The organism is Enterococcus sp. JNUCC 77, assembly GCF_054819945.1.
The window spans coordinates 667,482-681,428 of sequence record NZ_JBTHIG010000001.1 but is presented as its reverse complement, the minus strand read 5'-3'; the positions used below and the strand labels follow the sequence as shown (position 1 = coordinate 681,428).

The 13,947-nt window shown below is 35.8% G+C and carries 12 protein-coding genes and 1 tRNA gene; 5 read left to right on the top strand and 8 right to left on the bottom strand.

The features are described 5' to 3' along the window. Window position 1: 1 nt before the first annotated feature. Together yycF and ACVWNY_RS03475 are read right to left on the bottom strand one after the other, a co-directional pair. The gene (gene yycF / locus ACVWNY_RS03480; RefSeq protein WP_218324449.1) at window positions 2–703 is read right to left on the bottom strand and encodes a response regulator YycF; all 702 of its coding nucleotides are present in this window, start codon (window positions 701–703) and stop codon (window positions 2–4) included. Between the two features lie 124 nt (window positions 704–827). Further along, on the bottom strand, window positions 828–1,385 hold the full coding sequence (locus ACVWNY_RS03475) for a DUF1836 domain-containing protein (RefSeq protein ID WP_218324448.1): 558 nt from the start codon (window positions 1,383–1,385) through the stop codon (window positions 828–830). A gap of 142 nt (window positions 1,386–1,527) precedes the next feature. Between ACVWNY_RS03475 and ACVWNY_RS03470 the strand changes: the two genes are divergently transcribed. Further along, window positions 1,528–1,600: transfer RNA gene (locus ACVWNY_RS03470), tRNA-Lys, on the top strand. A gap of 360 nt (window positions 1,601–1,960) precedes the next feature. Here ACVWNY_RS03470 and ACVWNY_RS03465 read toward each other — a convergent pair. The 6 genes from ACVWNY_RS03465 to ACVWNY_RS03440 all read right to left on the bottom strand — a co-directional run bounded on the left by ACVWNY_RS03465 (window position 1,961) and on the right by ACVWNY_RS03440 (window position 8,726). Continuing rightward, on the bottom strand, window positions 1,961–3,286 hold the full coding sequence (locus tag ACVWNY_RS03465) for an MATE family efflux transporter (RefSeq protein ID WP_454071669.1): 1,326 nt from the start codon (window positions 3,284–3,286) through the stop codon (window positions 1,961–1,963). A gap of 79 nt (window positions 3,287–3,365) precedes the next feature. Next, window positions 3,366–5,213, bottom strand: a complete 1,848-nt coding sequence (locus tag ACVWNY_RS03460) for a BglG family transcription antiterminator (protein ID WP_218324446.1) — start codon at window positions 5,211–5,213, stop codon at window positions 3,366–3,368. Window positions 5,214–5,342: 129 nt separating this feature from the next. Further along, window positions 5,343–6,689: a PTS sugar transporter subunit IIC gene (locus ACVWNY_RS03455; RefSeq protein WP_454071668.1), complete on the bottom strand. Its 1,347-nt coding sequence runs from the start codon at window positions 6,687–6,689 to the stop codon at window positions 5,343–5,345. A gap of 4 nt (window positions 6,690–6,693) precedes the next feature. Continuing rightward, window positions 6,694–6,984: a PTS sugar transporter subunit IIB gene (locus tag ACVWNY_RS03450; RefSeq protein WP_218324444.1), complete on the bottom strand. Its 291-nt coding sequence runs from the start codon at window positions 6,982–6,984 to the stop codon at window positions 6,694–6,696. Window positions 6,985–7,000: 16 nt separating this feature from the next. Beyond that, window positions 7,001–8,395, bottom strand: a complete 1,395-nt coding sequence (locus ACVWNY_RS03445) for a glycoside hydrolase family 1 protein (RefSeq protein WP_218324443.1) — start codon at window positions 8,393–8,395, stop codon at window positions 7,001–7,003. After that, window positions 8,388–8,726, bottom strand: coding sequence for a PTS sugar transporter subunit IIA (locus ACVWNY_RS03440; RefSeq protein WP_218324442.1), 339 nt, complete (start codon window positions 8,724–8,726; stop codon window positions 8,388–8,390). Before ACVWNY_RS03440 ends, ACVWNY_RS03445 begins: the two co-directional genes overlap by 8 nt. Before the next feature lie 694 nt (window positions 8,727–9,420). On the opposite strand from ACVWNY_RS03440, the gene ACVWNY_RS03435 reads away from it, so the two are divergent. Genes ACVWNY_RS03435 through leuD form a run of 4 tightly spaced genes read left to right on the top strand, consistent with a single transcriptional unit; the run spans window position 9,421 to window position 13,945 of the window. Continuing rightward, window positions 9,421–10,938, top strand: a complete 1,518-nt coding sequence (locus ACVWNY_RS03435; RefSeq protein ID WP_454071667.1) for a 2-isopropylmalate synthase — start codon at window positions 9,421–9,423, stop codon at window positions 10,936–10,938. A gap of 11 nt (window positions 10,939–10,949) precedes the next feature. Then, window positions 10,950–11,987 (top strand): 3-isopropylmalate dehydrogenase, encoded by a 1,038-nt coding sequence (gene leuB / locus ACVWNY_RS03430; RefSeq protein ID WP_218324440.1) that lies wholly within the window; start codon window positions 10,950–10,952, stop codon window positions 11,985–11,987. Between the two features lie 2 nt (window positions 11,988–11,989). Next, window positions 11,990–13,363, top strand: coding sequence for a 3-isopropylmalate dehydratase large subunit (gene leuC / locus ACVWNY_RS03425; RefSeq protein WP_218324439.1), 1,374 nt, complete (start codon window positions 11,990–11,992; stop codon window positions 13,361–13,363). Next, a complete protein-coding gene (gene leuD, locus ACVWNY_RS03420; protein WP_218324438.1) occupies window positions 13,364–13,945 on the top strand; it encodes a 3-isopropylmalate dehydratase small subunit in 582 nt (193 codons plus the stop codon). The last annotated feature ends 2 nt before the right edge of the window (window positions 13,946–13,947 follow it).

Below are 13,947 nucleotides of genomic sequence, written 5' to 3'. Positions count from 1 at the left end.
ATTAATCCTCAGTATTACGTAAATAATAGCCGACGCCACGACGGGTAACTAAATAAGTCGGATGGCTGGGACTATCTTCAATTTTTTCTCGTAAACGACGAACTGTTACATCGACAGTCCGGACATCACCAAAGTAATCATAACCCCAAACGGTTTGCAATAAATGTTCCCGAGTCATCACTTGTCCGATGTGTTTTGCTAAATAATGCAATAATTCAAATTCACGATGGGTTAGTTCAATCGTTTCGCCATGTTTCGTAACCACATAAGCATCTGGATGAATCGTTAAATCCCCGATTGTTAAATCGCTTTGGGTCGTACTTTCATCTTCTTTAGGTGCTTGTCCACCACGACGTAAATTAGCTTTTACCCGTGCAACTAGCTCGCGATTAGAAAAAGGCTTAGTCACATAATCATCAGCCCCTAGTTCCAATCCTAAAACTTTATCAATTTCAGAATCTTTAGCGGTCACCATAATAATTGGCATATCGTGGGTTTTGCGGACTTCTCGTGCTACTTCTAAGCCATCTTTTTTAGGTAACATTAAATCTAATAAAATTAAATCGGGTACAACTTCTTCGACTTTTTCTATTGCTTCTTCACCATCATAGGCTGTATATACTTCATAGCCTTCTTTTGTTAAATTAAACTTGACGATATCAGAAATCGGCTTTTCATCATCAACGACTAGTATTTTTTTCAAAATTGTCACCTCATTATTTGTTTTCAAAATCGTCTTCATGCCTACCATTATACATTATTTTCATAACGGTTTCATCTTTTCATAAAATCTAGCTTTGGCTTAAACGGATTATTTATTACTTTATTTAAGCTTTGCCGTCAGAATTCACAGAATCTTCACCTTTGTTATCGAAAATAATCTTCTCAGCCAACATTTTTTGGGCAAAAGATTGAGTACTACTATATAATGCAATTTGACGAAAATCAAATTTATAATTTTCATTTGTGATTTTATCTCGATTGATGACCTGAGTAACTTCTTTCAAAGCAGACTCTTGTGCCTCACAAAAATGATTATAAACTTCATCGGCTTGCGCTACTTCCAGCTGCATATCAATTAATGCTTTAATGTCTGGAATTGATAAAACTTGCTTCAAAATTGTAATCATCATCAAATATGCTAAATGTTCACGACTGTATCGCTTTTTCACTGGCGCAGGAATTAATTTATGTTTGACATAATTATTCACCATGGCACTCGATAGTAAATGGGCTTTTTCAGAGGTCATCATAGAAGATAGATAACGATCCACCAGATTAATCACTTGATCCATATACAATTCAAATTCTGGTAATTCTTGCCATCTTGGTAAATGAATCTCTTGAATCTGATTTCCCCAGTTTTCTAAATTTATTTTCTGCAATTTCGATAGCTCCTCTCAAGTTTCATACTATCAAAAATCACTCGATGAAACAATTTAGTTGAAAAAACTCACAGTTACTAGGGCATTCAGTTTACTCTTGCATTTTTAGATTCCTAGTGCTAACATATGAACGTGCTAACACGGGCCGTTAGCTCAGTTGGTAGAGCAGCTGACTCTTAATCAGCGGGTCGCGGGTTCGAGCCCCTCACGGCCCATGGGTGCCAAACCCACGCCACCGGTACAACCTTGGTCTCTTAGGAGATTTCGAAAAGGATGTGCGCGGTGGTATTTTTTTTGCGAAAAAATAGAATATTAGATAAAGTAACATTTTGCTTGATATTTCTTAATGTCGAAACTAAAAAAAGACGCATTTATTTAATAATACTGAATGCATCGTTTTCTCTTTATAGAATCACTATTAACCCCTTTTTACCTTCAAACACAGTTGATTCGCTTTCCATCTATAGCATTTGCTGTACCTTTTTGCATATAAAAATTTTCACCTTAAATTTGAGTAGGCTTTCTTTTACTTATCAATTCAAAAATCTATATATAAAACATCCTTCTAACTTCCATTACCTCTTTCTTCGATATAGCCAAAAAGAAAGTCCAACACAGACAGCTTCTGTTAATACAAAAGCCCACCAAATTCCTGCTATTCCAAAAAAATGACTCAGTATAAATGCCATTGGTAATAATAAAATAAGTTGTCGGATTAAAATTAAGCAGACTGAAGAAAATTGTTTGCCTGTAGCTTGAAAATATGAAGTAAAGACGTAGCCGATACTGGCAAAACAAAAATTCAAAGCAATAATTTTCAAAGCCTGTTCACCTATTGTCAAAACAGTTTGATCTGTACTAAACAAAGAAATAATTTCCTTTGAGAAAAGCAGAAAAATAATTGTTCCAATGACACTAAAAATTTCAGCAAGAATTACTGATAATTTTAGACTCTCCTGCAGGCGACTCGTATTTTTTGCTCCGTAGTTATAACTCATGATTGGTAAAGTTCCTTGAACGATACCATTAATTGGCATGAAAACAAAAGATTGAACTTTGTAGTAAATACCAAAAATGAGTACACCTACCTGAGAAGTTGTTGCTAAAATTAAATTGATTCCACTAACCATAATTGATCCGATTGAAAGTAATAAGAATGAGGGAATACTATTGTAATAAAGTTCTCGAGTTAAGGACTTGCTCCATTTAAAATTTTTAAACACAAAATTAATTGGCATATGTCCTTTTTTAAAAAATAAAATGGCTAAACACATTGAAGACAACTGGCCAATTACTGTAGCAATGGCTGCCCCTCGAATTCCCATAGATGGTAAACCGAACCAACCAAATATTAAAATCGGATCTAAAATTATATTGACCAGCGATCCAACTAGTTGGAAAATCATCGGAGCTATCATATTACCAGATGCTTGATAAACCTTTTCAATTGTAATATGAATAAATACGCCAAAACTGAATAAGAAAATGACACTGATATATTCATATCCTAAAGATAGCGTTAAAGCATCATCAGAAAATAAGGCCATAAAAGGTTTGGCAAATACTAAACCTAATACCACCACCAATAAATAGTGTAAAAGTGAAGTAAAAATCCCCTGGGTAGCTGCTTGATTGGCCTCTTCATTATCTTTACTACCTAGTTTTCGTGATAAAAAGGCATTAAGACCTGTTCCAAATCCCACCGTTAAAGCTAAAATCAAATTTTGGATAGGAAAAGCAATTGAGACTGCTGTTAGCGCCTCCGTACCAATTTTTGCGACAAATATTGAATCCACTATGTTATACATAGACTGAATAAGCATCGAAAAAATAGAGGGTATTGACATTTTAATAATTAATGATAGTAAATGATTTGTTTCAAATTTGTTCGTTTTTTCCATTTGTTTCCTCCAAAAAAAAAGACACGTTTTTTATTGTTTGGTTTACGGGAAACAATAAAAATACGTGTCTTTTTTTATTTTATTTACATAGTTCTATAAAATCATAAAAATTAGTTTGTTTGGATAGTTTTTTTACAAAACTTCCTTCATCTAAAATCTTGACCAAAAAACCAAAAAGTTCTTCAAAGGCATGATCACGTTCTTTTTTCATTGCCAGAAGCAAAACCAGGCGCACCCGATTACCACCCCATTTGATAGGTTTTTCTAAACAACAGACAGCAACAGCATTTTGTAACGCCGTTCTCTGAATCGCATGGGGAATCGCATAATAATTTTCATAAGAAGTACAAGAAAGTTGCTCTCGATCCAACACTTTTTCCACGTAATTAGGTTCACAATAACCCTGATCGGTTAATTGTTGACATAAAAAAGTAATCACTTCTTCTCGATTTTTAAAATTTTGATTAACAAAGAATAGTTCTTCTTTAAAAAAATGATGAATAATTTCTTTGGATTCATCTTGTTCTTTTAAAATAGATTCTACCCTTGAAACATCTGAATCATCAAAAATTGCTGAGTAAAAATAGACAGGAATGTTAGAAGATACTGTTACATTTTCTGTTGTAATTATCAAGTCGAGCTCGTTATCTAAATAATTTTGAACATCAAAAACAGTTGTCGCTTCTATCAAATCAATTGTAAAATTCAACTTCCGTAGCTTATTATGAACTAGTCTTCTGCTAGCGACTCCATAAGGAGATACTAGTAAAATTCTCTTTAGTTTGCCATGACTCATGGTTTCCGAGGCTGATAAAAAATGCAAAGCAATATAAGCAATTTCATCATCTGGAAAGGTGATATTTAATTCCTTTTGAATGGCGTCAGCTGCCAGTACACTGACATTATAAATAAATGGATACTTGTTCTTTAATTCTTCCGTCAGAGGGTTACTTAGATATTGCTTTTTAACCGCTCGTCGATATAAGGCTGACAGATGCGTTGATAAGTAATCTTTCATCCGCTCATCTGCAGAAAAATCAATCATAAAATTTTCATCAATTATTTGAATGATGCGATCTGTTAAAGAAAGAAACCCCTCTTCTGCCAGTTCATCCATCATAACAAACTTACCTGAATAAAGTCTGGCTACATAATACAGTTCTTTTTTTGGAATAATAATTCCTAAACTGTTTTCTAGCTTTACAATAAACTGCTGAGCCAGTTGCTGGCTTTTTTTATCAATTTTTTTTACCTGTAAAGTTTCAATATAACTACCTTGACTTACACGTTCAATTAACACCGCCACATGAATGATGAAAGAAATCATCGAAAAATCATTCATATAAAAATCTATTTCATTGTGATGATCAATCACCAAATTAGAAAGAACAGTTAAATCGCAGTGTTCAAAATAGTCACTGTATTTATCTAAACTTAATTTATGAGTTTTAATTTCTTGATTCAAAAATAGATTAAAAATGGCGCGTTTTTGTTCCTCTTCACCTTCTACTAGCAATTGATTCTGTCGACGAACGATACATAACGACTCATCTTTTTCCGCAATTACTTGGTTTAATTCTTGGATAATTCTACTAAGCGTCGACTCACTAATAAAAAATGCATCTGCCAAATCATAAAAATTAATAGCTTCTCTTTCTAAAATACGATTTAATAGTTCAAAACGCAGATTTTCTGTTTCGAGGGTACTATCTACGTCCTTTAAAAAATTTTGTGGATCACAAATAAAATAGCCCGCTCCCGCTTTAGATTCGATGACTGGTGATTGAAAGGCTGTATTTATTTTTGTAATATCGTTTCTAATTGTTTTAGACGATACCCCTAAGCTTCTAGAGAGACTACTTGCAGTCACTAAAACTGGACTATTTTTGAGAGCCTTGATCAACTCATTTTGTCTTTTTGTTATCACATAATTGCCTCCTGAATCTTTGGTCTATTCCAAATTATAGCATTTCAGTCCAAGACAATGAAAATTTATTTGTTAACTTTCAAAACCACGAATAAGGTTAGAGTAAACTAACCTTATTCACCTATTTTCTTAGTTTTCAATAGCAGAATTTTCTATTATCTGAGCATCCTTTGATGATTCTTCCTGTTCTGCTTCTCTTTCTAGTTTCATTAAATCTTTTTCGTATACTTTCAAGAACGGCAGATACATTAATCCGTTAATAAAGATTAAAGCAAAGATTAAAACTACCGATTTCCAGTCCATGGTCGAAAGAAATGCTCCAATCGGTGCTGGCATTTGCCAAGAAAAGACTGCAAATGTTTTACCAACAATTCCCCATGACATGCATAAATACGTTACTATACCGTTAAACACTGAGGTAAAGATAAATGGAAAGAAGAAAATCGGATTTAACATAAGTGGTGTACCAAAAATAATTGGTTCTGAAATTCCGAAGATTGAAGGCAAGAAGCCCACTTTCCCGACTGTACTCAGCTGCTTTGATTTGGAACGCATCATTAAGAATGATAAAGCCAAAACAGAACCCGAACCACCAATAATCACGAAATAAGTCCAAAACGGTGTAGTGAAGATGTGTGATAAATCTTGTCCTGCCATTTGTTCAGCAGCGTTTATTGACAAATTACCATCACGAATTGGGCCTAAAATTCCTGCCAAAGCAGCATCGTGAATACCAAAAAACCAGAATAAATGTACCAAAAAGATAATTAAAATAGTAAAAGGCAAACTATCGGCAGCTCTAAAGCTTGGTGCCATTACATCGTATAAAAATTTCACAGCAGTTGTATCTAAACTATGGAAAATAATAAAAATAATCGTAAAGACTGTCAGTAAAACAATCCCTGGCACTAATGCGGCAAATGTTTCTGATAAAGAAGCAGGAACACTCTCAGGCATTTTAATGCGACCAATATTTTTCTCACGCATCCAATGGTAACCTTCAACCGTTAAAATCGCTACAAATATCGAAAGTAATATGCCACGACCATCTAAAAAACTAATTTCTACAATTTTTCCATCCCAGCCTAAACTTTGCGGGTCCAATACCAACATAAGAAATCCAGCGATTGAAAACATCATGGGCCGTAAAATATCTTCTTTATAATGACGGCACAAATAATAAGTAATCCCGATACAAATATACAGTGACATCGCACTCAAAGTAATACTACTTACCCAGTTTAATATCAAACTATTTTTTTCAGCAAAGCTCGCCCAAGCTAAAATAAATCTGTTGGTTGTATCTTCAGTGACGGGTGCTGCCCCTAAAATCAGAGGAATTGAACCAAATAAGGTTAGTGGCAACATAGACATAAACGCATCACGGGTTGCTTTCAAATGTCTTTGCTGACTTAATTTATTTGCAAAAGGTGAAATATAGCGGTCCATTTTTTCGCTTATAACACTGAAATTCATAACCTTATCCTCCTACTATTTTTTTGATATCCTCATAAACGCCTTTACCGTCCATTATGCCGTATTTCATTGGAGAAATTGCCTGTACCGGAACAGTTACCTGTTCTTCAATTTGTGGCAATAAAAAGCGGATTTGAGGACCAATCAGTACTAAATCGATACCCTCTAAATAATCACTGTATTCAGATTCACTGTACGCACTTACTTTTAGCGTATTATTTGAAGCGGCCTCAATTTTTTTAGCCAATATTCCTGTAGACATCCCAGCGTTACAAACTAACATTATATTCTTCATATTTAATCTGCTCCTTTTAATTGAAATTTCGTCGTTTTATGAGTTCACCTTGACTTGCAATTACATCTTTGAACCAATGATAAGAAGCTTTTGGTGCTCTTGTCTGACCATTTTCAAAATCGACAGCAACTAAGCCATAGCGTTTTTCACAACCATTCTTCCAAGAATACAAATCAAACGATGACCAAGCATAATATCCACGAATATCACAACCAGCATCTTGAGCATTCATAATGGCATTGATATGATCGTTCATAAAGGAAATACGATATTCATCCTTCACTTCATCGACAGTTACATCTTCACGAACGCCAACACCGTTTTCTGTAACATAAATTGGTAAATGATAACGTTGGTAAGCTTCAATTAAACCGTCTTCCAGACCTTTAGGATAAATCTCAGTATCCCATTCAGTCGTTTCATTATTTGGATCTTTCACTTGTTCGAACCAGTTTTTGATTAATACTTTGGACTCGCCTTTTTTCCCAGTGTGGTTAAAAGATAGTTGGGTTTCTCCTCCGGTATAAGGTTTAACCAGAGTTCTAGAGTAATAATTTAAACCGATAAAATCGACCGTATTTTCTTTAATAATTTCAAGTTCTTTCGTGCTAATAAAACTAATGTCATAGTCTTTTGCTAAAACTGAAATCAAGTCAATTGGAAATTCACCTAAAGCAGCTGTATCTAAAATCCAGTTATTACAGTAATTGTCGGCATAACGCATGGCAATTTTAGTTTCAATGCTATCATCAACACCATTTACAGGTGTATAGCTATGAACGATACCAATCTGTCCTGGATAATTTCCTGCTCTAAAAACCCTAACTCCTAACGCACTCGCATACATCACATTATAAGCGGCAATCATTGTTTTCTGAGGATCTTGCAAGCCTGGAGGATAGTTACCAATCATATAACCATTCACCACAAACCATTTTGGTTCATTAAAGGTTGTCCAGTTACGAATCTTATCACCAAATGCTTCATAACAAACTTTTGCATAATGTTCAAAAGCCCCACATACTTCGTGATTTAACCAACCACCAGTTTCTTCCCAATACTGTGGTAAATCCCAATGATATAAGGTTACAAATGGTTCAATCCCATACTTCTCACAAGCATCCAAAATACCATGATAAAAATCTAAGCCTTTTTGATTCACATCACCGTTTTTATTTTTAATTATTCGTGGCCAAGACAGTGAAAAGCGATAAGAATTTTGCCCTCCTTCGGCCATCATACGAATATCTTCTTCATAATGATGATAATGATCACTAGCTACATCACCATTTTCCAAATTATTTTCATGCAGGTAAACATCCCACATTGAAGGTGCTTTCTCATCTACATCCCAAGCGCCTTCACATTGATAAGAGGCTGTTGCTCCTCCCCATAAAAAGTTTTTATCCATCAATAGTCTCCTTCCATTTATACAACTCACCAAATTCACCAATCAGGTCTACTGCAATATCTGTTGAAGATAAATGACCTTCAGCATGAACTAAAAGTAAATCAACTTCTTTCATTTGATTCGATGATGATAATTTTCGCAATAGCTCAGCATGGGCTTTATGTGCCAATCTTATTTCTTGCTTTGCCTCAGTATACTTTTCATCGAACAAATCAAACTCACTTTTTTTAGCAGCCATTAAAGCTTCATAAGAACTGCTTTTTGCATTGCCAGCATGTAAGATAATCGCCATTGATTCCAGCTCAGTACTTACCTGTACAGTTTCTGCCATCTAAGTTCCTCCTCTTTTCTTTTTACACTCTTACTATAAATCGTTTTCAAAACTCAATAAATTCATAATTTTCCACTTTGATTGTGGTAATTTTTTTCTAAGATACAATTGGTCAATTCAATGCCTTAGAAGATACTGATTTTTTCTTTATACTGAAACACTTTTTTCCAAACATACAAAATTTCTTACATTAAGCTTAAAGCAACCTAATGAGGTATTTATTGATATATCTCTAAACTCTCCTCAATAGATTGCTAATTGGATTTCCTCATGTGCAATAAAATCCACCGAAGCAAACTGACAGTTTTCGAAACATATAATAAGAGCAAAGCCTTAAATTAGCTTTGCTCTTTTGCCTCAAACTATCTGTAAAAAAATCTATTGAAGAAAGCTTTTCCCCCAAAGTAAAAAAATATTTTCATCTTTTTCTCATCTTTTTTTAAATTTTAGGTTGACATTGGTTGCTCCTTTGTTTATTCTTTTAACAAGCAATTAAACAAAAATTCTGACAATTTTAGGTGAAAAATTATGATGACGATAAATAACCAAAATAACACAACTTTATTATTATAACAGGGACTCTTTTTTTAGTTTTCTAAAAGAGTCCCTATTCGCATTGCAGCTAAGGAGAAAATGGTTCTTCTTAACTGGGATGCTTTTTTTATACCCAAATTTAAAAAGAGGAGCGGTTATTATGAGAAAAATTCAATTTTTTGACACAACATTAAGAGATGGTGAGCAAACACCTGGTGTAAATTTCAACACAAAAGAAAAAATTCAAATTGCCCAGCAATTAGAAAAATGGGGTATTGATGTAATTGAGGCAGGCTTCCCAATTGCTTCTGATGGCGATTTTGAAGCAGTGCAAAATATTGCCCGTAATGTTAAAAAAATGACTGTGGCTGGTCTGGCGCGCTGTCAGAAAAAAGATATTGATCGTGCATATGAAGCGTTGCAAGATGCGGTCCATCCACAAATTCATATCTTTTTGGCTACCAGTGACGTGCATATGAAATATAAATTGAAAATGACAGAAACTGAAGTTTTAGCATCAATCAAAGAGCATGTCAGTTATGCCCGCAACTTATTTGAAAAGGTTCAATTTTCACCAGAAGATGCCAGCCGAACTGAAAAAAGTTTTCTTTTAAAAGCTGTTCAAACAGCCATTGATGCTGGTGCAACTATTATTAACGTACCAGATACTGTCGGTTACTCTAATCCAACAGAGTACGGCGCACTTTTCAAATTTCTAATTGATAATATTCAAAGTGAGCAGGAAATTATTTTTTCTTCTCATTGTCACGATGATTTGGGTATGGCAACAGCAAATGCTCTAGCAGCTATCGAAAATGGCGCGAATCGCGTGGAAGGTACCGTCAACGGTATTGGTGAACGAGCAGGAAATACTGCTCTAGAAGAAGTTGGCTTGGCTTTATATATTCGGAATGACTTTTATCAAGCAAATAGCCAAATTGAATTAGCCGAAACCAAACGGACAAGTGATTTGGTCGCTCGCCTATCAAGTATTCCTGTACCAAAAAATAAGGCCATTATCGGTGAAAATGCTTATGCTCATGAATCTGGTATTCACCAAGATGGTGTTTTAAAGAATCCTGAAACGTATGAAATCATCACGCCATCTTTAGTCGGGGTAAATAAAAATTCTCTGCCTCTAGGAAAACTTTCTGGTCGTCATGCCTTTGTAGCAAAATTAGCAGAGCTTGGTTATCAACTATCTGATGATGAATTAAAAACGGCATTTGCTCGCTTCAAGTCTCTAGCCGACAAGAAAAAACAAATTACTGATGATGATTTGATTGCTTTACTAACAGATCAACATCGAGAAGAAACCGAACAATGTAAATTATCTTCTGTTCAAGTGCAATACAGCTCTAACGGTTTCCAAGGAGCTATTGTCTCAATTACCGATTCGAATGATCAAACCAAAGTGGCTTCAACCATCGGCTCTGGTAGTATCCAAGCTATCTACAATGCCATCGATGAGATTTTTGACCAAGATGTTTCCTTAACTGAATATGAAATTCAAGCCATCACTGCTGGTGAAGATGCCCAAGCTGAAGTGCGAGTCTTGCTGACAGATGAAAAAAATCAGCAAACTTATCGTGGTGTCGGCATTGATTTTGATGTGTTACAAGCCTCGGCAAAAGCTTATGTCGCTGCTAGCAATCAAGTTTTTACTAAAAATATTTAAGGAGTGCTCAAATGTCAAAAAAAATTACCGTATTAGCTGGAGACGGCATTGGACCAGAAATAATGAAAAGTGGACTAGCCATTTTAGCAACCGTCAAACCAGATTATCAAATTGAAGAACAATTTTTTGGTGGCGCTGCTATTGACCACAGCGGTTCTCCGCTACCTGCAGAAACAATTGAAGCTTGTCAAAATGCTGACGCCATATTATTAGGAGCAATTGGTGGTCCGAAATGGGATAACGCAAATGAAACACCAGAAAAAGGATTGTTGGCTTTACGAAAACAGCTACAATTATTTGCTAACATTCGACCGATAAAAGTAACCGATAGTTTAATCGATTTTTCACCGATTAAATCAGAAATCATTCGCGGCACTGATTTTGTCATCGTTCGAGAATTAACTGGCGGTATTTATTTTGGCAAACCACAAGAATTAAATGCTGAGAATGCATTAGATACCAATACTTATCAAAAATTTGAAATCGAAAATATCTTGCGTCAAGCTTTTCGTTTAGCACAACAAAGAAGAAAATTAGTCACCTCGGTGGATAAAGCCAATGTCTTAGCCACTAGTAAGCTATGGCGTAAAACAGCCGAAGAAATCGCGAAGGAATTTCCCGATTGTACTTTAGAGCATCAATATGTTGATTCAGCAGCAATGAAAATCATCCAACAACCTACCCACTTTGACGTTGTTGTTACTGAAAATTTATTTGGAGATATTTTAAGTGATGAAGCTTCTGTTTTGCCAGGCTCTTTAGGCGTGTTAGCCAGTGCTTCCGACAGTTTAAACGGCCCTTCTTTATACGAGCCCATCCACGGATCTGCACCTGATATCGCTGGGCAAGATATTGCCAACCCGTTGTCGATGATCTTATCGGTAGCAATGATGCTTCGTCAATCATTTAACGAAAATCAGTTAGCTGAAAAAATCGAAACTGCTTGCGACAATGTATTAAAAAAAGGGATTGCCACCAAAGACTTAAAAGGCAGTGCCACGACAACCGAATTTACAAATGCAGTAATTACTGACTTGAAGGGAAGATAATTATGGGAAAAACACTTTTTGATAAGCTTTGGGACCGTCATGTGGTTTATGGTGAGGCGGGTTCGCCACAACTTTTATATATTGATTTGCATCTGATCCATGAGGTTACTTCACCTCAAGCTTTTGCTGGTATTCGCGAAGCTGGACGCACACTGCGCCATCCTGAAAGAACTTTTGCAACGATGGATCATAATACACCGACGGTTGATATTTTTAATTTCAGTGATTTAGTCGCAAAAAAACAAATTGATACTTTAAGAGACAATTGTCAGGAATTTGGTGTTGAGCTTTGTGATAATGGCACTGAAAATCAAGGGATTGTTCATATGGTAGGACCAGAAACTGGTTTGACTCAGCCTGGAAAAACCATCGTCTGTGGCGATTCTCATACCGCAACTCATGGGGCATTTGGTGCTTTAGCTTTTGGGATTGGAACAAGTGAAGTGGAGCATGTTTTTGCCACTCAAACCATTTGGCAAAGTAAGCCTAAAAATATGGGTATTAACATTACTGGGGAGCTTCCTAAAGGTGTTTACGCTAAAGATATTATTTTGGCTTTAATTGCAAAATATGGTACGAATTTTGGCGTTGGTTACGGCGCAGAGTTTTTCGGGGATACAATTGAAAACTTGTCGATGGAAGAACGCATGACGATTTGTAATATGGCGATTGAAGGCGGCGCTAAAATTGGTATTATGAAACCTGATCAAACAACTTTTGATTACGTTGCTGACCGGACTTATGCTCCTAAAGATATACAAGCAGCCAGTGAAAATTGGCAGGAGCTTTTTACTGATGAAGATGCACAATATGATACCGTTCTTACTTTAGATGTTAGCCAACTCTCTCCTTTTGTTACTTGGGGCACAAATCCTGAAATGGGTGTTGCTTATGATGAACAGTTTCCAGCTGCTGACTCTGATGAATTTGTTAAGGCTTATGAATATATGGACTTGCAACCTGGTCAAAAGCCAGCTGATATTCCAATTGGATATGTTTTTATTGGTTCTTGCACCAATGGTCGACTTTCTGATTTAAAAGAAGCCGCTAAAATAATTGAAGGTAAAAAAGTAGCTGATGAGGTGACTGCGATTGTTGTGCCGGGCTCACGTCCCGTTCGAAAAGCGGCCGAAGCCATCGGTTTGGATCAAGTTTTTAAAGCAGCTGGTTTTGAATGGCGCGAGCCTGGTTGCTCAATGTGCTTGGGTATGAATCCTGATCGTGTGCCAGCTGGCGTCCATTGTGCTTCAACGTCTAATCGTAATTTCAAGGGACGACAAGGAAAAGATGCTCGGACCCATTTGTGTTCACCAGCTATGGCAGCGGCAGCCGCAATCAATGGTCATTTTATTAATATTTCACAGGAGGTTGTTTAAATGGAAGCTTTCACACAATATAGCGGTAGCGTAGTTTCTTTAAGAGAAGATAATATTGATACCGATCAAATTATTCCCAAAAACTTTTTAAAACAAGTCGATAAAAAAGGCTTTGGCATTCATTTATTTGACGAATGGCGTTACTTAGCCGATGGGAGTGACAATCCTGATTTCCCTTTAAACTTTCCAGAAAATAAACAGGCGACCATTTTAGTTGCTGATGAGAATTTCGGTTCAGGTTCTTCCCGTGAGCATGCCGCTTGGGCGTTGCAGGATTATGGTTTTAAAGCCGTGATTGCCGGTAGTTTTAGTGATATTTTTTATATGAATGCTTTGAAAAATGGCTTATTGCCTATTAGAATCGAAAAAGAAATTCGTGACGACATCAGTCAATTACCTGCTGGTACAAAGATTGAGATTGACTTACCTGCACAAAAAATTACTACACCAAATGCTGAATACTCCTTTGCTTTTGATGCCACTTGGAAAGATAAACTAGTTAATGGTTTAGACGATATCAGTATTACTTTACAGCATGAAGATGCGATTCGTGCTTATGAACAGAAGATGGTCCAATTTTAAAT

What these genes read in the sequence shown, in the direction of transcription:
- ACVWNY_RS03435 (WP_454071667.1), top strand. Translation starts at nt 9,421, where the DNA reads ATGAGAAAAATTCAATTTTTTGACACAACATTAAGAGATGGTGAGCAA.
- ACVWNY_RS03440 (WP_218324442.1), bottom strand. Translation starts at nt 8,726, where the DNA reads ATGGCAGAAACTGTACAGGTAAGTACTGAGCTGGAATCAATGGCGATT.
- leuC (WP_218324439.1), top strand. Translation starts at nt 11,990, where the DNA reads ATGGGAAAAACACTTTTTGATAAGCTTTGGGACCGTCATGTGGTTTAT.
- ACVWNY_RS03445 (WP_218324443.1), bottom strand. Translation starts at nt 8,395, where the DNA reads ATGGATAAAAACTTTTTATGGGGAGGAGCAACAGCCTCTTATCAATGT.
- leuD (WP_218324438.1), top strand. Translation starts at nt 13,364, where the DNA reads ATGGAAGCTTTCACACAATATAGCGGTAGCGTAGTTTCTTTAAGAGAA.
- ACVWNY_RS03465 (WP_454071669.1), bottom strand. Translation starts at nt 3,286, where the DNA reads ATGGAAAAAACGAACAAATTTGAAACAAATCATTTACTATCATTAATT.
- ACVWNY_RS03455 (WP_454071668.1), bottom strand. Translation starts at nt 6,689, where the DNA reads ATGAATTTCAGTGTTATAAGCGAAAAAATGGACCGCTATATTTCACCT.
- leuB (WP_218324440.1), top strand. Translation starts at nt 10,950, where the DNA reads ATGTCAAAAAAAATTACCGTATTAGCTGGAGACGGCATTGGACCAGAA.
- ACVWNY_RS03450 (WP_218324444.1), bottom strand. Translation starts at nt 6,984, where the DNA reads ATGAAGAATATAATGTTAGTTTGTAACGCTGGGATGTCTACAGGAATA.